This is a genomic window from Soonwooa sp. (assembly GCF_032062245.1).
Taxonomy (GTDB): Bacteria; Bacteroidota; Bacteroidia; order Flavobacteriales; family Weeksellaceae; genus Soonwooa.
In genome coordinates, this window is the sequence record NZ_DAMBQF010000003.1 from 140,940 (window position 1) to 162,680 (window position 21,741).

A 21,741-nucleotide genomic window follows, 5' to 3' on the forward strand; every position below is an offset into this window, starting at 1 on the left:
TTTTGAGCTTTTAAATGAAACGAAATGAGCAAGAAAAGTTTTGTTTTAAGGATTGATGAAGAAACGTATAAATTGATTGAGAAATGGGCAATCGATGAGTTCCGTAGTGTGAATGGGCAAATCGAATTTCTCATTCATCAAAGTCTTACCAATGCTGGTCGAAAGAAAAAGGAAACAAAAGAAAAGGAAACAGATAAATCTTAATAAAAAAGCTCAGAATTTTCTGAGCTTTTTGTTTTTAATATTATTGATGTTGATCAATTAATATCATATTACCATCTGGATCCTGCAGAGTCAAGCTTCCTGGACCAGATTCGTTATCGATTTGTACATTGGCTTTAATGCCATTTTCTTCAAGATGTTTAGCAATTTCGCGGACATCGTTCCAATCTTTCAATGCTTGTGCATTTTGGTCCCATCCAGGGTTAAAAGTCAAGAGATTCCCTTCGAACATTGCTTCAAAAAGACCAATAAGACTGTCGCCATTTTTCATGATTAAATATTTTTGAGCTAATGCGCCAGCAAAAACCTCAAATCCAAGTGTTTCATAAAAATTTTTAGAAACTTCTAAATTTTTGACACTCAAGCTTATAGAAAATGCACCTAATTTCATTTGATAAAATTTAATTTAAAAAAAAGCTCCAAAAATCTGGAGCCTCATATTAGTTAGCCTTACGAACAGTTCTTTGTTCAATTCTTTTTTCGTATTTCTCACCTTGGAAGATCCGTTGCACGTATATTCCCGGTGTGTGGATTTGGTCAGGATTCAATTCACCAACTTCAACCAATTCTTCAACTTCGGCAATTGTTACTTTACCAGCCATCGCCATCAAAGGATTAAAATTTCGTGACGTCGAACGGAAAATCAAATTACCCGCTGTATCGCCTTTCCAAGCTTTTACAATCGCAAAATCTGCATCAAAAGCATATTCTAACAAATAATCTTTCCCGTTGAAATTTCGCGTTTCTTTGCCTTCCGCAACTTCGGTCCCAACACCAGCAGGCGTGTAGATTGCTGGCATACCGTAACCAGCAGCCATACAACGTGTCGCCAAAGTCCCTTGTGGGATTAGGTCAACTTCTAATTCGCCACTTAACAATTGACGTTCAAATTCAGCATTTTCGCCAACATAAGACGAAATCATTTTTTTGATTTGTTTTTGGTGAAGTAATAATCCAAGTCCAAAATCGTCAACACCAGCATTATTAGAAATACAAGTTAAATTTTTGACGTTCTTTTTTACCAATTCGGCAATACTATTTTCTGGAATTCCGCAAAGACCAAAACCGCCTAGCATAATGGTAGCGCCATCTTGGATGTCATGGCAAGCTTCTTCAACGTTTTTTACCGTTTTATTAATCATAATGAGATTCTGTTTCTGTGGTTTAAAAATACTAAAAATTACAGAATTCTACGACCTAATATTGATAAACAAATAAAAAAAAAGTGATTGTCGAGTGGGGAAGTTTACAATAATCTGCCTGTTAAGAATAATCCCGCCACTGTAAAGTAAATAATTAATCCTGTGACATCCACTAAAGTTGCCACAAAAGGAGCAGATGATGTTGCGGGGTCAAGGTTTAATCTCTTTAAAACAAACGGTATCATTGATCCAGAAAGCGTTCCCCAAAGTACAATGGCAATTAAGGATACCGAAACACTTAATCCTACGTAAACCCAATATTCTCCGTAGTTAAAAAGTCCCAACTCTTGCCACATCATAATTCTTAAAAATCCAATGGCACCAAGAATTAAACCAAGCATTATACCCGATACAATTTCTTTTTTCATGACGTACCACCAATCTTTAAGACTAAGCTCTTGTAGCGCCATTGCACGGATAATTAAGGTTGCCGCCTGAGAACCCGAATTACCGCCACTCGAAATAATTAACGGAACAAATAATGCTAAAACAACTGCTTTTTCAATTTCTTTATCAAAATAGCCCATTGCACTGGCAGTCAACATTTCGGACACGAAAAGAATAATAAGCCAAGTAGCTCTTTTCTTAATCATTTCTGTCCAAGGTGTTTGCGTATAAGGCAAATCTAAAGCCTCTAAACCCCCAAATTTCTGAATATCCTCGGTGTTTTGTTGTTCAATTTGGTCAAGGATATCATCAATCGTTACAATCCCAACCAAAACGCCCGCTTCAGTGATAATCGGCATTGCACTTCGGTCATATTTTTCAAAATAAGGGACTGCATCTTCTTTGGAAGTTGTCGTTGTAATCGCTACAAAATGATTGTCACAAAGTTCAGAAACCAATTGATCTTCGTCTGCTAACAACAAAGTACCAATTGTAATATCATCGATTAATCGATTTTTTTCGTCCACCACAAATAGATAATTCATGGTTTCTACTTTAGCACCAACTTTTTTAATCTGTTGAAAACAACGTTTAACAGTCCATTCTTTGCGAATTTGGATATAATAAGGGGTCATCAATCTAGCAATAGAGTCCGAGTGATAACCCAAAAGTTTTAGGGCAACACGACGTTCTTGCGGATTAAGTAGATTGATGGAATATTTAATAAGCTCATCTGGGAAATCCTCAAACAATTGCGTACGGTCATCGGGCGTCATTTCGTTAAGGATGTACGCTACTTCATTACTACCAATACTTCGTATAGTTTCTTCTTGGAAATCGGGATCGAGATGGGCAAAAACTTCCGCTTTATCGGATTTCGGAACTTTCAAAAACGCCAAAAGCCTATCTTTAGCGGGAAGTCCACTTAGAGATTCGGCAATATCAGCTGGGTTCTTTATAAGTTCCGTGTTTTCCAAAGCTTTTTTGTTTAAAGTGCAAAAGTATTAAAAAGTCTATGAATAAAGAAATCTAGCGAAGTCCTTATAAAAATGTTAAGTAGATTTAATAAAGAAAATTTGATTGTTTTGTAATTCTTTATTCATGTTTTGAAGTGCACCTTTTGTTCCGATTTTTACAGAATTGGCAGCGGAACCTAGCATACGACCACCAGCTTTGAAGGTGTCATAACTGGTTTCTAACATAAAGTTACCTTCTGCGTCGAAAAGTTTAAGACTAACTTCGACTTGGTTAGAAAATACATATTTTCCTAATCCAACTTTAAAGTATTTAACACGAGGTACAACAGCAACGTCCGCATCGTTGTTTTTACAAAACTCTCGAAGCATATCAACATTAACGCTGTCATATTCTACAGGAATATCAATTCTTAAATAATCGCGAGTACCAAGAGACATCATTTTGTCGCTGGCAGCTGTAAAAAATACGTCGTAGGTTGGTTGTTTTATTTCCTCAATATCAGGAATAACTTCAGGTATGAAATAAAGAATCCTTTTGATATCATTTTTCTTTGCTAATTGCGCAACAGCCATTTGGCTTTTTCCAGCAGTGGAACAGCTTATTACAAGTAAAAAAACGGCAAAAATGCCAATGCCAAAAAGTAGTTTTTTATTCATCGCGATTACAATGCAAAAATACTACCATTTTTTTTCTTAAATGACTTTTTTTTAAGAAAATTTAACAAATATTTGTTTTTGAATAATATTTCTCGTTAACAAATAAGTATTTAGTATAGTTATGATGTTTTTGTTGGATATTATTAAGACTTAAAATAATGTATTTACAATTTAATATTTACAATTTTTTAATTGAGAAATTGATTGTTGTTCCTGAACCTTTTTCAGAATAAATATCGAAATTTTCAGCAATATCTTTGGCTCTCCTTTCCATATTTCTCAAACCATTTCCAAAGTTGATTTCATTAGGGTTAAATCCTTTGCCATCATCGTTTATTGAGAAAATAATTTGATTCTTAGAAGTTGTTATCGAGATATCTATATTTTTTGCATTGCTATGTTTAACGGCGTTATTTATGGCTTCTTGTATTATTCTAAAAATGTTTAATCCTTCATTTGAGCTAAGTTTTCTCGATTGAAGTTGTTCTTCAATATTAAATGTAAAATTGATGTTTTCATAAGAGTATTGTGCTTTGCTAATAAAATTTAAAACTCTTAAATGGATTTCTTCAAAATTAACGTTATCATAATTCATAGCCCAAATCGTGTCTCTAAGCTCTGTAATTGTTTCTCGAGTGAAGTTACTAATTGATGAAAGTTTTTTGCTTAAAATAGTTTGGTCTATTTTGGGGATATTCTTAAGGTTATCAATAGATGAAATTATAAGGGTTAATTGTGACCCAATGTTATCATGCAAATCTCTAGATATGGACTGTCGTTGCTCGCTTAGTTTATTTTGTGATTCAATTTTTTCAAATGCAGTTTTCAGTTCAAATTCTTTTTTTTGATTTAGATTTCTAAGATTTAATTGTCGATTGATTAAGAATGCTGTTAGTAAAAGGAAAGCTATTATTATGATTAAAATTTTTATCGTATTGTTTCTTTTTTTCTCAATGGCTTGCTGTTGTAATATTTGGTTTTCTTTGGAGAATGTATCAAATTTAATTTGCAACTCGGACATTTTATCATAAGTTTCCTTATTAATAATACTATCTTTAATTGTTTGACTTTTTTTATAATATGACAAAGCATTTTGATAGTCATTTTGTGCTTCATAGGCTTGTGAAATCATATTAAGATTATGTCGAATTAAATTTGTTATTTCATAATTTGTCGCAATATTTAATGATTTTTTATAGTTATCAATTGCATGGTTATATTTCTTCATTTCAAAGTACATATCGCCATAATAAGCATATGTGTCAGAAATCCCGTAATGATCTTTGAGTGCAATTCTGTAGCTCATGGCTCTGTCAAAATATTTTTTGGCCAATCCAAATTTTTTACTTTTCGTATATGAGTAGCCAATATTAACTAAACTGTAGGGGATACCAACACTATCATTAACTTTTTCTTTAATTGAAAGTCCCTTTTTATAGTAAATCATTGCACTATCTTCTTGTTTTTTTAAGGATTTGACTTCACCATATTGATTATAAATACTTAATAATGGCGTTGAAAAATTTTTATTTTCTGCAATTTTCATTGCTTTTAGAAGATATTTTTCGGAATCCACTATATTGGTAGCCTTTAGGCGGTAGCCCAATTCGCTATATTCTTTTGATACATTTTCCCAATCTCCAATTTTTTCGAATAAGTTAATAGCTTTAGTTAAGTAAAAAATATTTTGATCATAATCACCATGAAAATACATTGCTAATGCTAATAGTGCATAGGTTTTTGCTTCAGCTTTTGTATTGCCGATTTTGTTTGCATCATCTGCATTTCTTTCAAGTATAGGTATTGCTGTTTTTAGATTTGCTTGCAAATAGGTTAAAGGCATATTGCTTACTGAGTCTACTTTTTTTGAATTTTGCGCAAAACAAAAACTAATGCTGGTGATAAAAAATAAAAGGAAAGATTTCATAACTATCAGATTAACCTTTCTTTTTTTGCTTTCTCAATAGCTTCAATCTTTGAGCAGACATGCAACTTCTTATAGATATTCTCTATATGTTTGCGAATAGTGAATGGAGAAAGGATAAGATTGGTAGCAATTTTATTATAGCTAAGCCCCTTACTTAACTGTTGTAAAACTTCAATTTCGCGCTTACTAAGTTTGATATCTTCAGTTTTTTCGATAGAGTCTATATATAGAAAATTTTGCAAAAATTTTAATGTTCTTAATGCTATTGCTGGCGTCATTGCCGCACCACCTTCTAAGGTATCCATAATGCTTTTATATAAATTCTCTGATGTAACTTCTTTTAGTAAATAGCCATCAGCACCTGCTTTTATTGCGTTGTAGATATTTTCATCATTATCCATCACAGTCAAAATTAAAATCTTAATTTGAGGATATTTTTTTTTGATATATTCGGTCGCTTGGATGCCATTCATTATTGGCATTTCAATGTCCATCAAGATAAGATTGATTTGTGAATTCTCTTCCATCTTTTTGAGCAACTCTGCGCCGTTTTCTGCGGTGAATTTTATTTTTATATTATCATAAAATTCGATTTTCTCTTGTATTGCTTTAGATAAAAGAAAATTATCTTCCACAATGGCGATACGTATCATGTATAATTAGTTTAGGTTAGAGTTTTTAGCTATGTTTTTGATAAAGTTAATTTTTTTTTTATGTAATTACTTGATTTATAATTTTTTTTTAATATAGTGAAAGTTGTAATAAAAAAAACCGCTCCAGTAGAGCGATTTTTTATAAAGTAAATGTTTTGTTATTAATCTTTTTTGATGACCTTTACTGTTTCTACACCTGAAATAGATTTTATTTTTAGGATGTAAACACCTGCATTAAGTTTTTCAAGATTAATTTGAACTTGCTTGTTATTTGGTACAATGGAAGTTACTTTCTTACCACTCATGTCGTACACATCAATAGTTTTAATCTCGCTTTGAGATTTTAGGTTAAGAATTCCTCTTGTAGGATTTGGATAAATTTCAATATTTTTCTTACTGATATTGCCTAATCCTAAACTACTACAATCTTCCACAACGTTGATGTAATCAACTTTTATCTTGGTGTCTGTGCCATTGTAATTTGCAGCCACCAATTTAACTTGATATAATCCAGGAGTATTGTATGTAACTGTCACCGTTTTGGTAGTAGCAGTGCTAGGTTGTCCACCTTCAAAAGTCCAATTCCAACCAGTTGGCATATTCGTCGATGTATCAGTAAATTGTACTGATTGCATTGTACAAACATCTGTTTTATCTGCAATAAAATCGGCCACTGGTGGATTAATAGGGCAAACATTAGTAGTACTGTTCGAGCCATAACCATCGGCTTCACCACCAAAGTACGCGTACTGATGATATGGCGTTGCACATGATGAGCTTTCAATAGTCATAGTTGTGGCGCCATCGGCTTCTCCTCCAAAATATGCGTAATGATGAAATGGAGTTGAACAAGATGCATTTTCTAATGTCATTAGTGCCGATCCGTCTCCTTCTCCTCCAAAATAAGCATAATGATGGATTGGAGTCGCGCAAGTATTGTTGACGATTGTCTCTGTTGTGAAACCATCTGCAATACCACCACGATATGCATATACTTCATCTTGAGCAAATACCTTCAGATGGAATAGCAAGATGAGACAGACCACCGAAATTTTGGTAATATAAGTTTTCATCTTCTAATTTGATTTATTTGTTAGTTATTGTTTATTTATTAGAGTGTTTTCCACTCAGTCAAATTAGAAGTAATTATCTTACACCGCGACCACCATAACCTTGATAACGTGTAGTACCTACTGCACCTCCATTTCTGTCGGATGTACGAACAAGGGAAGCACCATTGTAATTCCAAGTTTCGCTACCTCCTAGGCTGCCTCCTCTCATAATTGTACCAGTTGTATCAGGCCATTCTGTAATATCTGCATCTCCTGCTGTTGCTGCAAGTTCTGATAGGTTACCATCACCTGTTTTGTTGATAAAATTGGCTGCAGTTGCTTTAGCTGTAATTGTCATCTCAGTGACATTTCCTCCCATTTCCATAACACCATAGTATGATGCTGATGCAGAAGCTCTACCAGATGAGTTAGTTGCTGTAAAGCCAACTTTTGTAGGTTTTGTGTATGAGGTTGGGTAAACACCATAATTTGCTCTACCATCTGCAACAGAATTGTATCCTTCATTTCCCGTTCCTGCATTAATGACACCACTTGCAATAACATTATTAATTGTTGTTGTTCCCCATACATATTCTCCAGCAACAGGATCTAGTGGTCCTCGACATATTTTTTCAAATTCTATTTCGGTCATTGGTCGTAAGGCAGACCAGTCTAGATAGGCTTTTACATCTTCCCAGTTTAACCAATTCATGGCATTGTTTTGTCCATCATTTAAATCATCAAAGTCTCCCGTCACAAGGTCGCAACCATATACGGCTGGGATAGATGCATTATTACCAGGTGTTTTTATTTTCACACCATTACCATAAGTACTATTAAATGCAAAAGTATTAGCTGCAGAATCTGGACTAGCAATTGATCGTCTCGCTTGTTGCTTATATGTTAATGTGTTTAAAAATTCTACATATTGCTCTTGAGTAATTTCGTATTTCATAGAATAAAAACTCTTATAACCTTTCGGAAAATTACTTCCGGCTGTATTACCTGTTCCGATAGAGCCTGCTGCTAGATTAGAATTTTCACTTGTCACTTGGTAGGTGTATGCAGGAGTACTGCTGCTTACACCAAATCCAATATTTGTAGTGTCACCTATCCAAAATGAACCTTGAGGAATATTCACCATTTCAATTCCCGAAACCTTAAAGTTATAATTTTCATAGTTGGCTGAAGCAACATTCATTTTTAAGGTAATACTTGTTGATGGTATATTACCACCACCATTTGCATTTCTGTAGATGAATACACCTTTACCATCGGTTACCGCATCTATTTTTAATAAAGATGTGGTCGAATGATCTGATGACGTTGAACTTAGGTTAGCATGTTTCCAAAGTTTATCAGAACAATCTTGATACTTAATGAATACCCAAACAGCGTCGTAATTACTTGGTGCTATATTAGTTTTCCAACTGTTGTCCCATTGTATATTAAAGGTAACAGTTCCTGCACTGGAATCAATTGTTGTTCCTGTGATTTTCAAATTGTTTGCATAAGATGATGAAGCAAACAAACTCATTGCAACAAATGCAATTTTTCTAAAGTAAATTTTTGTTTTCATGTAAATTAATTTTGTATTATTTATTAGCAAATCTATTTTAAACATGATTATTGTGAAATAAGACATTTGCCGTATTTTTAATAATCGTTGTTTGAATTTTCAATTTTCATTACTTTTGTTGCTATGACAACAGACAAAAGACTTTTCTTAATCGATGCTTATGCGATGATTTTTCGTGGTTATTATGCATTTATAAAGAATCCGAGACTTTCCACAAAAGGTTTGGATACATCAGCTATTTTCGGATTTACCAACTCTTTGATAGAGCTTATTAAAAGAGAGCGTCCTAGCCATCTAGCGGTGGTTTTTGACGTTGGAAGAACTAATGTTCGACACGATGATTATAGCGATTACAAAGCCAACAGAGCCGAAACACCAGAAGCGATTATTCTTGCAAAACCTTATATTCATCAGATTCTTGAAGCGATGCACATTCCGATTTTGGGAGTGGAAGGTTATGAAGCGGATGATGTGATCGGGACTTTGTCGTGTAAAGCTTCGGACAAAGGTTATAATGTTTTTATGGTAACACCAGATAAGGATTTTGCGCAGTTGGTGACGGATAAGGTTAAAATTTATAAACCAGGATTAAAAGGTGGCGATGTTGAGATTTTAGGTGTTGAAGAAGTTAAAACTAAATATGAAGTTGACGATCCCAAACAGATTATAGATTATCTTGGGATGATGGGCGATGCCGTTGATAATATTCCTGGCTTGGAAGGTGTTGGCGAAAAGACCGCTAAGAAATTCATTAAAGAATATGGTTCTATGGAGAATCTTTTGGCGCACACCAACGAGTTAAAAGGTAAATTAAAAGAAAAAGTTGAAGCTAGTGCCGAGCGAGGCTTGTTGTCAAAAAAGCTTGCGACGATTCTTTGTGATGCCCCGATTGATTTTAAAGAAGAAGATTACGACCTCGAAACACCTGATTTTGAGAAGGTTAAAGAGATTTTTGAAGAATTAGAATTCCGTCGCTTGTACGAGAATCTTTACAGAAGTTTCTCAACAGAAACTGTTGCTCCTGCAGAAGTTTCTGAGGTTAAAACTTCGACTTCAGCAAAACCCCAAACTACACAACTTGATCTTTTCGCCAATTTTGAAGAGTTAAATGAAGCCACGTCTTCCAAATCGAATATTAAAGAAAAAGATCATCTTTATCAATTTGTAGATCAGCCGAAAGCGATGCGAATTTTGCTTAACAATTTGTTAGCGCAGTCTGCGGTTTGTTTTGATACAGAAGCAACGTCGCTTAACGAGTTAGAGGCGCAACTTATTGGGATAAGTTTCTCATACAAAGCTGGATTGGCGTATTATATTCCGATTCCTGAAGATCAAGAAAAAGCACAAGAAATTGTTGAAATTTTCCGACCATTTTTTGAAGATGAAAAAGTTCTAAAAATTGCTCATAATCTTAAATACGATTTTAAAGTATTAAAAAATTACAATATCGAAGTCAAAGGTCCGATGTACGATACGATGATTGCGCATTATTTGCTGAATCCTGATGGTCGACATGGTATGGATTATTTATCCGAAATGTACCTTAATTATACACCAATTCCGATCGAAATTTTAATTGGTAAAAAAGGTAAAAATCAGTTGACTTTACGAGGTGTTAGTTTGGAGGAACAAACCGCCTACGCTGCGGAAGATGCCGATATTACTTTCCAATTGTATCAACTTTTTGCTCCGCAATTAATTAAAGAAAACTTAGAAGAGGTTTTTAATAATATTGAAATGCCTTTGATGTTGGTTCTTGCAAAAATGGAATTAATTGGTGTTAAACTCGATTCTGAATGGCTTAAAAAAGAAAGTGGCGATCTAGAAAACGACCTTCGAAATCTGGAAACCAAAATCTTTGAATTGTCTGAGGAAGAATTTAATATGAATTCTCCTAAACAATTGGGAGAGATTTTATTTGAAAAATTAAAACTTGATCCAAAAGCTAAAAAAACTAAGACTGGACAATACGCAACATCGGAAGATGTGTTACAAAAGTTGGCTTCAAAACACGAAATTATTGCTTTAATCCTCGATTATCGTCAGCTTCAAAAACTGAAGTCAACGTATGTAGACGCACTTCCTAACCAGATTGATCCAATTGACGATCGTGTGCATACGACTTACGCACAAACGGTGGCAGCGACTGGACGTTTGGCGAGTGTTAATCCTAACTTACAGAATATTCCGATTCGTACGCTTCGTGGACAGCAAATTCGTGGGGCTTTTGTGGCAGATGAAGGTTGCAAAATTATTTCTGCCGATTATTCGCAAATAGAATTGCGCCTTATTGCAGAGATTTCGGAAGAGCTTAATATGATTGAAGCGTTCCAAAATGGAGAAGATATTCACGCGGCAACAGCTGCAAAATTGTTTAAAATTTCGATTGAAGAAGTTAGCAAAACGCAACGTTCTCAAGCGAAAAGTGTCAACTTCGGAATTATATATGGTCAAGGTGCGTTTGGACTTGCCGAGCAAACAGGAATGTCGAGATCAGACGCTAAAGCAATGATTGATGCCTATTTCCAAACTTATCCGAGACTTAAAGAATATATGTCCGAACAAGTCGAAAATGCAAGAAAAAACGGTTACGTTGTAACAATGTTGGGAAGAAAACGACATCTTAAAGACATTAATTCTAGTAATTTTGTAGTGAAAGGTCATGCGGAACGTAATGCCGTTAACGCACCAATCCAAGGAAGTGCAGCTGATATTATTAAATTAGCAATGATTAAAATTGATAACATTTTGACCGAAAAACAATTGAAAACCAAGATGTTACTTCAGGTCCATGACGAATTAATTTTCGAAGCGCCATTGGATGAGGTTGATGAGGTTTCGACAATTATTAAAGATGCGATGGAGTCGGCTTATTCAACAAAAGTACCTTTGACAGTGGAGGTTGGTGTTGGTGACAATTGGCTAGAAGCGCATTAAAAAATTTTAAAAAAGCAAAAAATAAACTATATGAAGAATTTAAAGTATTTAGGACTTGTCGCAGTTGCTGCTTTTGTGCAAAGTTGTGGCACAAGTTCTAATGTCACTGGTAGCAAGAATTACGCGGTGAATGGTGATGGATTCAAAAAAGCCTATAACAGCATCACGGTTGAGGATCTTAAAAAGAATCTTTACATCATTGCATCGGACGAGATGGAAGGTCGTGACACGGGAACTAAAGGTCAAAAGAAAGCTGGCGAATACATGATTAGCCAATACAAAAGTTATGGCGTTTCGTTTCCAAAAGCTTTAGGTTCTTATTATCAAACAGTGCCGTCGGAGTTTATGAAAACGCGTAACGGTCAACTTCCAGAGTCAGAAAATATTCTTGCTTATATTGAAGGTAGCGAAAAACCAGAGGAGCTTATCGTGATCTCTGCACATTACGATCATATCGGTACTAAAAACGGTGTTGTATACAATGGCGCAGATGATGACGGTAGCGGAACGGTAGCTGTTATGGAAATTGCAGAGGCTTTTCAAAAAGCTAAAAAAGCGGGTTACGGTCCAAAACGTTCTATTTTGTTTTTACACGTAACAGGTGAGGAGCACGGACTTTGGGGTTCTGATTTTTATTCTAAAAACCCAGTTTTCCCATTAGAAAATACTGTTGCTAACCTTAATATTGATATGATTGGTCGCGATGATGCCGAAAATAGAGGTAAGCAATATGTGTACGTTATCGGTTCTGAAATGTTAAGTACAGAATTAAAAAAAATTAACGAACAAGCTAACAAAGACACTCATAACTTAATCCTGAATTATAAATACGATGATCCTAACGATCCGGACAGATTGTATTACAGGTCAGATCATTATAATTTTGCAAAGCATAATGTGCCAATTGCATTTTTCTTTGATGGCATCCACGAGGATTATCACAAACCAACAGATACGCCGGACAGAATCGACTATCCGTTGTTGCATAAGAGAACACAATTGGTTTTCACAACGGCTTGGGAGTTGGCGAATCGTCCAGAACGAATCAAAGTTGACGGAAAAAATACAAGATAAATTATTAAAACAGTTTCAGATTTGGAATTGTTTTTTTTGTTTAATTATTTTAAAAATGATTAATTTTAAAAACACCTAAAATTTTGAATATGAAAAAGATAATTGCAATTTTGAGTTTAGTTATGATGACAAATATTTCTGCACAAACACTCAAAAATGTTGCTTATAAAGATGGCTCACAAAAGTTAAATGCTTTGGTAACGGATAATACCAACCAAAAACGTCCAGCAGTTCTTATTTTACCTGCTTGGAAAGGTATTGATAACGAAGCAAAACAAGCGGCGCTTGATCTTCAAAAAGAAGGTTACATTGCTTTAATCGCCGACATTTATGGAGAAGGTTACATCCCGAAGACCAACGAAGAAGCGTCAAAAATCGCAACGTCGTATAAAACGGATTACAAAGCTTACCAAAATCGCATCAATTTGGCGTTAGAAGCCTTAATCAAACAAAATGCTGATCCTAAAAAGATTGCTGTTATTGGCTATTGTTTTGGTGGAACTGGTGCTTTAGAACTGGCGAGAGCTGGCTTTCCTGTTGAAGGTGTTGTGAGTATTCACGGTGATTTGGCGAAAGATAAATCGCGTCCAAATTCTTTGATTAAAACAAAAATTCTAGTCGAAAATCCTGCTGATGATAAAAGTGTGACTAAAGATGATTATGATAATTTAATTAAAGAAATGAATGAAGGAAAAGCGGATTGGCAAATTATTACTTATGCAAATTCTGGGCACACATTTACAAATCCAGAATCGCCTGACTATAACGAAATTATGGCAAAACGTGCTTGGAAACATACTTTGATTTTTTTAGCGGAAATTCTTAAATAACAAAAAAGCCTTGAAAATCTCAAGGCTTTTTTTATTTCGCAATATTGAATTCTTTTAAAATAACTTTGAACTTCGGATTCCGAATATAAACATCAAAATTATGTGATTTTTGACCGCTAAAATCCGTTTTCTCTAAGAAGTCATAATGTTCCTTCAAAGCATCAAAAGCGTCTGATTTATAGCCCAAATCGGTCGGTTTTAGTTTGTCCGATAAAAAGCCTAAAAACTTCTTCAAAGTAGGATCTGTATTATTAATTGTAATATGCACTTTTTTCAGTTGCGGACTGAATTCGCGGTAGCTGTCCTCGCCCGATTTTAGATCTTCCGATTTGAAATCTTTTGTCCCAATCGCTGGCGCCAACATGATACAATAGATACTGTTGTTTTTCTCTTGCAATATTTTGGAATCGTTGTCGATATCAACATTGTGGTCGTCTTTTCGATCCTCGATTTCACGTTTACTAAAAGGTGGATTGCTTAAAGAACTAAGAACAACCGATGCACCACGACTGTGCGAAATAATATAAATGTCTTTGTTTTGATAAGAATTAAGAAGTCGTCTAAGTCCAAATTCTCCAGCCATTTGACTGTTGTTAGTGGCGTTAAACCAAATTTTACCTGCCCCAAACATCGACTGCGCCACCAATCCGTCCCAGTAGAAATTGATAATTTGATCTTTGTTTGTTGTATTAAGTTGCGATTTTATCGCTCTATAACTCTTCGTAACTTCCTCCGAACTTGCATTAAAACCATGAACAAAAACGAAAATTCGATTCTTGTTTTTTCCACTATTGGCGACTTGTGCGATTTTGGTTTTTTCAGAAGCCGAAAGTTCTATTTCTTTGCCTTTTTCACTCGCTAATTTTTTTAAAGAAAACTCTTTGCTTTTCGCATTTTTAGGAGGTTTTCCATATTGCGAACTCCAATTATCTGGATAGAAATTTCCGTTTTGATCCACGAAGGAATAAGCCATGCTAGAGCTTTCGATTTTATTGGGCGTTTGCGATTTTGGAGTATTATGTATAGCGCCACACGAGCTTAGTGCGAAGAGGATAATGAGAAAATAAAATGAGTTTTTCATGACATTCTCTTTTTCAAAATTCATGCCTAACAAAAATTAATTTTCAAAAGCTTCAAAAGTTCCGTCTTCAAAAAAAAGAATAACGCGCTTTACTTTTTTTGTTGTTTTTCCTTGCGGAATTGGAAAATTCTCTAATGGCTGAGAATCGATTATTTTTTTTTCTTCTTTAATAGGAGCAGAAACAATCGGTTCTGAACGATTAGTCTTTTTGAGCAATTTGTTTTCGGAATTTTCTTGACCAAAACTTTCATCTTCTATAATAGAGAAGAGGTCGGGTAGGGGAAGCTTCTTGGCTTCGGGTTTTTCCTCAACAATTTCGATTTTTGGTTTTATCATAGGTCCATTACTATTGATCAACCAATCCCATTCTATGTCTGGGAAGGCGTTTTTGACTTTAGTGATAAATTCCAAAGATGGTTTGTTACGTCCCGAAGTGATGTGCGAAATGCTCGAACGTTGCACATCGACTTTTTCTGCAAACTCCGAAGGTGTTATATTAAAATGCTCCATAATGATGGAGATTCTCTCATTTATTTCCATGTTACAAATGTAATAAATGTTTTAGAACTGTAAAAGCGTTCAAATTAACAAAAGTATATCGCAAAAATGTACAAATGTAAATTAATGTTAATAATATTGTTAATCAGTTATTTATAATGTTAGTAAGCTCTTTTTGTGAATTATATGTTATGAAAATTTCAGTTTACATTATTAAATTATAATATTAGATAATATCTAGAAACTATTACAGATTAAATTAAATAGTTTATTGATATATAGTTATGGCTATTTTAAAGTCAACTTATGACATTTCCATTAAAATTCTAGTAGTTTACTAATGTATATTTATTTAATTAACAATACATTATCCACATTGTCATTGTTTGGTAAATTCTTCCTTAATTGGGGATAAATCTAAATTTAAATACTTAAAGTAGGTTTATAATTTAACTTTATATAAATGTTATTACAATGTGATTTTGAAATAATTATGATTATATATTATAATAAATGTAATCAACATTAAAATTAACAGACAAAATGGCATGTGTAAATGTTTAATGAAATTACATTTGTAAACAGGTAAGTTTTCATTTGAAATCATTATTTTTGACAAACTTAAATTGTTAATAAATGGCTGGAGTCTTTCAATACGTTAAAAACCAAAATTTCTCAGAACGATATGTTTCCCCTGAAAAATTATTTTCTTACCTACAGGACAATCTCAGCGATTACATTTCTGAAATCGGAAAATCATCTTTAGGGAAACCAATTTATAAACTGAGTTTAGGAAATGGACCTGTAAAGGTTGCTGCTTGGTCGCAAATGCATGGTAACGAATCAACTGCTACATTGGCGATGTTGGATCTTTTAGAATTCTTTAAAGAGAATGATCAGGTTAAGCAAAAGTTGTTTTCGGCTTTAACTTTAGATTTTATCTTCATGCTAAATCCTGATGGTTCCGAAATCTGGACGCGTCGCAATGCATTTGATATCGATATCAATCGTGATTTTTTGAAAGAATCGAGTATAGAGCTTCGTCTTCTTAAAGACTTTATCAAGGCTAAGAAGTATGATTATGCGCTTAATCTTCATGATCAACGCACCATATTTTCGGCAAGTGATGATATGCCTGCCACCTTATCTTTCCTTGCGCCATCAGAAGATATTGACAGAAGTTTGACAGAGAATCGTAAAAAAAGTATGGCAATTATTGCTGGAATATTTATCCAAATGCAAAACTTTTTGCCTAAACAAATAGCGCGTTATAATGATGAGTTTTATCCAACATCCGCGGGAGATAATCTTATGAAATCAGGCATTCCGACTATTTTATTTGAAGGTGGATTTTATCCAGACGATTATGGTCGCGAAAAAACACGAAAATTCTATACCTATGCTTTGTTTTACGCTCTAAAAGCGATGGCAGTTTTGCGAGGCGATTCTATTGGTTATGAAACTTATTTTAGCATTCCTGAGAATAAAGAAAGTCATTTTGACATTATTTATCGCAATGTAAAGCTTAATACCAATTTTGACTGCGTGTTAGATGTTGCGGTACAATATAAAGAAATTTTCGATGAAGAAATCAAAAATATAAAGCTTGTGCCTTATGTTGTTGAAATCGGAGATTTGGGTCGTAAAAAAGGTTGGAAAGAAATAGATTGTACTGGGAAAAATTTCGTTTCGGACTATAAATTTCCAAAGTTAGATGCAGAGATTAATTTTAGGATGGAATAAACGAATAATTTGATGAAATTTTTGGAGAATAAAATCAATAGTAAATTTAGTTTTTTACGAACCCAATTGGTGTTTGAAATCTAATACCAGTAATTGATTATAATTCATCCAACGCTATACGATTATGGTCTTTGGCTTTTTTAAGCTCGGTTGGTGTGAAACCTGTATTGTTTTTAAACTGTGTCGAAAGATGTTGAACACTTTTGTAACCTAGCTTTCCTGCGATTTCCGTTAATGTTAATTCGTTGTAGAGGAGGAGTTCTTTTACTTTTTCAATTTTTTGAAGGATAAAATATTGTTCTAAAGTAAAATTTTCATTTTGAGAAAAATTCTTAGAAAGTGCAGAATAATCTTTATGTAAATTATTGCTTAAAAATTCAGAAAGGACAAAGTTTTCGCTAATATCCAAATCCGATATTTTTTGAATTATAAAAGTCTTTATTTTATCGTTCAATTGATGTGCAGAATCTCTAATTCTTTCAAACCCAAGATCTTTTAAATTGGTTTCCAAAAGTGATAATTCCTCATCCGAAATAGAATTTTTCGTATTTACTTCACCTAATTTAATATCATCTATGGAAATTTCTAATTGATTAAAAATTCCTTCAACCGCCGATATACAGCGATTACAAACCATATTTTTGATGAAGACTTGCATGAGCTTTCTTATATTATTGTGATGGTAAAGTTAGTCAATAGAATCTTATTTTTTAAATAAATTAAAACTAATGTCGTCAAAACTAAAATAAGTTGTATATTTGCACCCGAATTACATAATAATCATTAAACAATATTGGAATGTATTTAACAGCAGAAAAAAAAGCGGAAATTTTCGCAAAGCATGGTAAGTCAGCTACAGATACTGGTAGCGCAGAAGGACAAATTGCATTGTTCACTTACAGAATTAATCATTTATCTCAACACCTTAAAGCTAATCACAAAGATTACAACACAGAGCGTTCTCTAGTGATGTTGGTAGGTAAGAGAAAAAGATTATTAGATTATCTTAAGAAAGTTGAGATCGCAAGATATAGAGCGATTATCGCTGAACTTGGAATTAGAAAATAATTTCTTGCTAAGAAAAAACATAAAGCAACTCCCAAAGAGTTGCTTTTTTGTTGATACATAGTTTTAATAAGAATCTTTAAATTTGCAAATAGAAAAATAAGAAGCATGAAATTAACGGATGAAAATCAAGAAAAACTAAGCGCTTTAGAGAAGATTGCTAATGGCATTATGTGGTGGATTGGATCGATACCATCTTTGGTTGTGCATACTATTTTCTTTATTGTATGTTTCGCATTACCGATAATTGGTCTTGTAGATTGGGATCACATGTTGTTGGTATTAACAACTTTATTGTCTTTAGAAGCGATTTATTTAGCGATTTTTATTCAGATGTCTGTTAATAAAAGTAGTGAACATATTGAGGTTCTGAGAGAAGATGTTGAAGAAATTCAGGAAGATATCGACGAAATCCAAGAAGATATTGAAGAGATTAGTGAAGATATCGAGGAAATTAGCGAAGATATAGAAGATATCAGTGAAGACATCGAGGAGATTAATGAAGATATCGACGAAATCCAAGAAGATATTGAGGAAATTAATGAAGATGAAGAAGATGAAGATCACGGCGAACGTGCTAGAACTGTCATGTTAAAAAGCAAAGTCTCATCTAATCGTTACGAAATAAAACAATTAAGAGATAAAATTTCGGAACTTGAAAGTCTCATCGACAGAATTAAAGAAAAGGAAAAAGAAGAAGGCAAGTAGGTCTTCTTTTTTTGTTTTGACTTAAAATTTAAACTTTCAAATTCAATTTTTACATTTCATTATTATTAAAAGGACACTCCATCAACCAAAACCAACCAACTTCCGCTCAAATTCCGTATCTTTGCCCACGAAAATTTAAAAAGTTTAAATAATTTAACGTACTCAATACGGAGTACAAAAGACATTTTTTATGAGTGCACCACAAGCAATCACTGAGCTGATTACTCTAGCTGACGGCAGAGAAATTACTCTAGAAACAGGTAAGTTGGCAAAACAAGCCGACGGATCTGTTGTAGTAAAATTAGGAGGAACAATGCTTATGGCTACCGTTGTAGCAAATAAAGAAGCAAATCCTGGCGTTGACTTTTTGCCTTTAACAGTAGATTATAGAGAAAAATTCTACGCAGGTGGAAAAATCCCTGGAAACTTCTTCCGTAGAGAAGCAAGACCATCTGATCAAGAAATCTTGACGATGCGTTTGGTTGACAGAGTTTTGAGACCTTTATTCCCTGAAGATTTCCACGCGGAAGTTCAGGTGATGATTTCCCTAATTTCTTACGATGGACAAACAATTCCTGATGATTTAGCTGGTTTAGCGGCTTCCACAGCTATCGCGATTACAGATATTCCTTTCAACGGTCCAATGTCTGAAGTTAGAGTGGTAAAAATCGACGGAAAATTAGCTATCAACCCTAAATATGAAGATTTAGAAAAATCTGAATTGGACATTATGGTTGGAGCTACAAAATCTTCTATCGTAATGGTAGAGGGAGAAATGAAAGAAATTTCTGAGCAAGAAATGTTGGAAGCTATCCAATTCGCGCACAAAGAAATCATTAATCAAATTGAGGCTCAAGAAAGATTGGCACAAAAAGTTGGTAAAGCTTTCCCAAAAAGAGAATACAACCACGAAACTCACGATGAAGAAATTCGTGAAAAAGTATGGAAAGAAACATACGATAAAGTATACGAAGTTGCAAAAACTCCTTCTGCAAAAGAAGAAAGAGGTGAAGCTTTCAAAGCTGTTTTAGCTGATTTCTTAGCTCAGTACACAGATGAAGAAGAGCTAGAAAGAGTAACACCTTTCGCAAAAGTATATTACCACGATGTGGAAAAAGAAGCGATGCGCCAAATGATTTTGAACGAAAAAGTTCGTCTTGATGGTCGTGATCCTCAAACGATTCGTCCAATTTGGTCAGAAATCGATTATTTGCCTGGAGCGCACGGTTCTGCAATCTTCACAAGAGGTGAAACGCAATCTTTAACAGCAGTAACTTTAGGTTCGATTAAAGATGCAAATATGGTAGACAGCGTTGTTACCAACCACGACGAAAAATTCTTCTTGCATTATAATTTCCCACCATTTTCAACAGGTGAAGCGCGACCATTAAGAGGAACTTCAAGAAGAGAAGTTGGACACGGAAACTTGGCTCAAAGAGCTTTAGCAAACATGATTCCTGAAGAAAATCCGTACACGATTCGTGTAGTTTCTGATATTTTAGAATCTAACGGTTCATCTTCAATGGCAACAGTTTGCGCTGGAACATTGGCTTTGATGGATGCGGGAGTTCAAATTAAAAAACCAGTTTCTGGTATCGCAATGGGATTGATTACTGATGAAAAATCAGGAAAATTCACCGTTCTTTCTGATATCTTAGGAGACGAAGATCACTTAGGTGATATGGACTTCAAAGTAACAGGAACTGAGGACGGAATAACGGCTTGTCAAATGGATATCAAAATCCAAGGTCTTTCTATGGACATCATGGAGCAAGCTTTAATGCAAGCAAAAGACGGAAGATTACATATTTTAGGAAAAATCAAAGAAACAATTGCTGAGCCAAGAGAAGACGTGAAGCCTCACGCTCCGAAAATGGTGATGATGGAAATTCCTAAAGACTTTATTGGTGCGGTAATCGGACCTGGAGGAAAAATCATTCAGCAAATGCAAAAAGATACGGATACCGTTATCGCAATTGAAGAAATTGGTGAAATCGGACGTATCGAAATTTCTGGTGTTGATAGAGAGAAAATCAACGCGGCGGTTGCAAAAATCAACGAAATTACTTTCGTACCAGTTGTAGGCGAAGTTTACAAAGGAAAAGTAGTGAAAGTAATGGATTTTGGCGCTTTCGTAGCGATTGCAAAAGGGACAGAAGGTCTATTACATATTTCAGAAATCGAGTGGAAGCGTTTGGATAAAGTTCCTTATGCTGAAGGCGACGAAGTTGAAGTGAAATTCATGGGTTACGATGATCGTAAGAAAATGAAACTTTCAAGAAAAGTTCTTCTTCCAAGACCTCCAAAGCCAGAACAAAAGCCAAGGACTGAAGGCGACGCTCCAAAACCAGAAGGAGACAAACCAGCAGAACAAGCTTAATTTAGCTTAATATAAATACGAAACCACCTCAAATTGAGGTGGTTTTTTGGTTTTCCTTATCTTCGGAGTAATTTAGATTTAAAACAGAGTCTATGAAAACCTTACTTTTTCTTCTCTCTTTCGCAAATGTCAATGCTTGTTCATCAGATTTTAAAAATTCTCAAACAGAAAATGTTATGCAACAAAGCGATATCGTAAATTTAGTTCAAAATAATAAAATTGAAGCCGTAAAATCTGCTTTGGAAAAAGGCGCAAATGTAAATACCCACAACAAAAACGGACAGTCGTTATTGTTAATTGCGACGCTTAATCAACAAACTGAAATGGCGAAATTATTGGTTTCTAACAAAGCAGATGTCAATTTACAAGCGGAAAATTTGGATAGCGCTTTTCTTTACGCTGGAGCGAGCGGACAAACCGAATTGGTGAAATTATTCCTAGCAAATGGAGCAAAATTCGATGTTTTTAATCGAATCAATGGAACGGCTTTAATTCTAGCATGTGAACGCGGTCATGTAGAAACGGTAAAAGTATTAGCGACGACAAAAGATTTTCCAATCAATCATGTAAATCGACTGGGTTGGACAGCATTAATGGAAGCGGTTGTTCTCGGAAACGGAAGTAAAAAATATCAAGAAATCATTCAGATTTTAAAAGATAATAAAGCGGATTTATCAATTCCAGATAAAGATGGAATTACCGCTCTACAACATGCAAAAGAGATGGGCTTCAAAGAGATTGTTGCTATTTTGGGATCGTAAACTACTTT

General features: G+C 34.3%; 20 protein-coding genes. 9 read left to right on the plus strand and 11 right to left on the minus strand.

From position 1 onward, the window contains the following. Positions 1 to 24: 24 nt before the first annotated feature. A complete protein-coding gene (locus tag RT037_RS03440) occupies positions 25 to 204 on the plus strand; it encodes an Arc family DNA binding domain-containing protein (protein WP_312322019.1) in 180 nt (59 codons plus the stop codon). Positions 205 to 244: 40 nt separating this feature from the next. On the opposite strand, the gene RT037_RS03445 is transcribed toward RT037_RS03440, so the two are convergent. From RT037_RS03445 to RT037_RS03480, 8 genes are all read right to left on the minus strand, one after another. Beyond that, entirely contained in the window at positions 245 to 613 is a 369-nt protein-coding gene (locus RT037_RS03445) for a VOC family protein (protein ID WP_313028177.1), read from the minus strand. Between the two features lie 49 nt (positions 614 to 662). Further along, positions 663 to 1,364, minus strand: coding sequence for a CoA transferase subunit A (locus RT037_RS03450; RefSeq protein ID WP_313028179.1), 702 nt, complete (start codon positions 1,362 to 1,364; stop codon positions 663 to 665). A gap of 104 nt (positions 1,365 to 1,468) precedes the next feature. Further along, positions 1,469 to 2,788 carry a magnesium transporter gene (mgtE, locus tag RT037_RS03455; RefSeq protein WP_313028181.1) on the minus strand — a complete coding sequence of 440 codons (1,320 nt, stop codon included), beginning with the start codon at positions 2,786 to 2,788 and terminating at the stop codon, positions 1,469 to 1,471. A 75-nt stretch (positions 2,789 to 2,863) separates the two neighbouring features. After that, positions 2,864 to 3,361, minus strand: coding sequence for a pyruvate decarboxylase (locus RT037_RS03460; RefSeq protein ID WP_313028182.1), 498 nt, complete (start codon positions 3,359 to 3,361; stop codon positions 2,864 to 2,866). Between the two features lie 262 nt (positions 3,362 to 3,623). Next, positions 3,624 to 5,372 carry a sensor histidine kinase gene (locus RT037_RS03465; RefSeq protein ID WP_312322812.1) on the minus strand — a complete coding sequence of 583 codons (1,749 nt, stop codon included), beginning with the start codon at positions 5,370 to 5,372 and terminating at the stop codon, positions 3,624 to 3,626. A 5-nt stretch (positions 5,373 to 5,377) separates the two neighbouring features. Beyond that, positions 5,378 to 6,025 carry a response regulator transcription factor gene (locus RT037_RS03470; RefSeq protein WP_312322814.1) on the minus strand — a complete coding sequence of 216 codons (648 nt, stop codon included), beginning with the start codon at positions 6,023 to 6,025 and terminating at the stop codon, positions 5,378 to 5,380. Between the two features lie 161 nt (positions 6,026 to 6,186). Beyond that, positions 6,187 to 7,098: a T9SS type A sorting domain-containing protein gene (locus RT037_RS03475; protein ID WP_313028186.1), complete on the minus strand. Its 912-nt coding sequence runs from the start codon at positions 7,096 to 7,098 to the stop codon at positions 6,187 to 6,189. 73 nt (positions 7,099 to 7,171) lie between these two features. Further along, a complete protein-coding gene (locus tag RT037_RS03480; protein WP_312322816.1) occupies positions 7,172 to 8,656 on the minus strand; it encodes an SUMF1/EgtB/PvdO family nonheme iron enzyme in 1,485 nt (494 codons plus the stop codon). A 123-nt stretch (positions 8,657 to 8,779) separates the two neighbouring features. On the opposite strand from RT037_RS03480, the gene polA reads away from it, so the two are divergent. The 3 genes from polA (at position 8,780) to RT037_RS03495 (ending at position 13,497) form a co-directional block, all read left to right on the plus strand. Further along, a complete protein-coding gene (polA, locus tag RT037_RS03485; RefSeq protein WP_313028188.1) occupies positions 8,780 to 11,593 on the plus strand; it encodes a DNA polymerase I in 2,814 nt (937 codons plus the stop codon). Positions 11,594 to 11,623: 30 nt separating this feature from the next. Further along, entirely contained in the window at positions 11,624 to 12,667 is a 1,044-nt protein-coding gene (locus RT037_RS03490) for a M28 family metallopeptidase (protein ID WP_313028189.1), read from the plus strand. Between the two features lie 89 nt (positions 12,668 to 12,756). Further along, entirely contained in the window at positions 12,757 to 13,497 is a 741-nt protein-coding gene (locus RT037_RS03495) for a dienelactone hydrolase family protein (RefSeq protein ID WP_313028191.1), read from the plus strand. Positions 13,498 to 13,528: 31 nt separating this feature from the next. Here RT037_RS03495 and RT037_RS03500 read toward each other — a convergent pair whose 3' ends face one another. Beyond that, positions 13,529 to 14,578, minus strand: coding sequence for an alpha/beta hydrolase (locus RT037_RS03500; RefSeq protein ID WP_313028193.1), 1,050 nt, complete (start codon positions 14,576 to 14,578; stop codon positions 13,529 to 13,531). A 36-nt stretch (positions 14,579 to 14,614) separates the two neighbouring features. After that, positions 14,615 to 15,118, minus strand: a complete 504-nt coding sequence (locus RT037_RS03505) for a helix-turn-helix transcriptional regulator (RefSeq protein WP_313028196.1) — start codon at positions 15,116 to 15,118, stop codon at positions 14,615 to 14,617. 594 nt (positions 15,119 to 15,712) lie between these two features. Here RT037_RS03505 and RT037_RS03510 point away from each other — a divergent pair. Then, the gene (locus RT037_RS03510; protein ID WP_312324252.1) at positions 15,713 to 16,819 is read left to right on the plus strand and encodes a M14 family zinc carboxypeptidase; all 1,107 of its coding nucleotides are present in this window, start codon (positions 15,713 to 15,715) and stop codon (positions 16,817 to 16,819) included. A gap of 97 nt (positions 16,820 to 16,916) precedes the next feature. Here the strand turns inward: RT037_RS03510 and RT037_RS03515 are convergent, their stop codons facing one another. Next, on the minus strand, positions 16,917 to 17,456 hold the full coding sequence (locus RT037_RS03515) for an AraC family transcriptional regulator (protein ID WP_313028199.1): 540 nt from the start codon (positions 17,454 to 17,456) through the stop codon (positions 16,917 to 16,919). A gap of 161 nt (positions 17,457 to 17,617) precedes the next feature. On the opposite strand from RT037_RS03515, the gene rpsO reads away from it, so the two are divergent. The 4 genes from rpsO (at position 17,618) to RT037_RS03535 (ending at position 21,733) form a co-directional block, all read left to right on the plus strand. Further along, positions 17,618 to 17,887 (plus strand): 30S ribosomal protein S15, encoded by a 270-nt coding sequence (gene rpsO / locus RT037_RS03520; protein ID WP_079667866.1) that lies wholly within the window; start codon positions 17,618 to 17,620, stop codon positions 17,885 to 17,887. A 105-nt stretch (positions 17,888 to 17,992) separates the two neighbouring features. Beyond that, positions 17,993 to 18,592: a DUF1003 domain-containing protein gene (locus tag RT037_RS03525; RefSeq protein WP_313028202.1), complete on the plus strand. Its 600-nt coding sequence runs from the start codon at positions 17,993 to 17,995 to the stop codon at positions 18,590 to 18,592. 190 nt (positions 18,593 to 18,782) lie between these two features. Further along, on the plus strand, positions 18,783 to 20,972 hold the full coding sequence (locus RT037_RS03530; RefSeq protein WP_313028204.1) for a polyribonucleotide nucleotidyltransferase: 2,190 nt from the start codon (positions 18,783 to 18,785) through the stop codon (positions 20,970 to 20,972). A gap of 92 nt (positions 20,973 to 21,064) precedes the next feature. Then, the gene (locus tag RT037_RS03535; protein ID WP_313028206.1) at positions 21,065 to 21,733 is read left to right on the plus strand and encodes an ankyrin repeat domain-containing protein; all 669 of its coding nucleotides are present in this window, start codon (positions 21,065 to 21,067) and stop codon (positions 21,731 to 21,733) included. Positions 21,734 to 21,741: the final 8 nt, after the last annotated feature.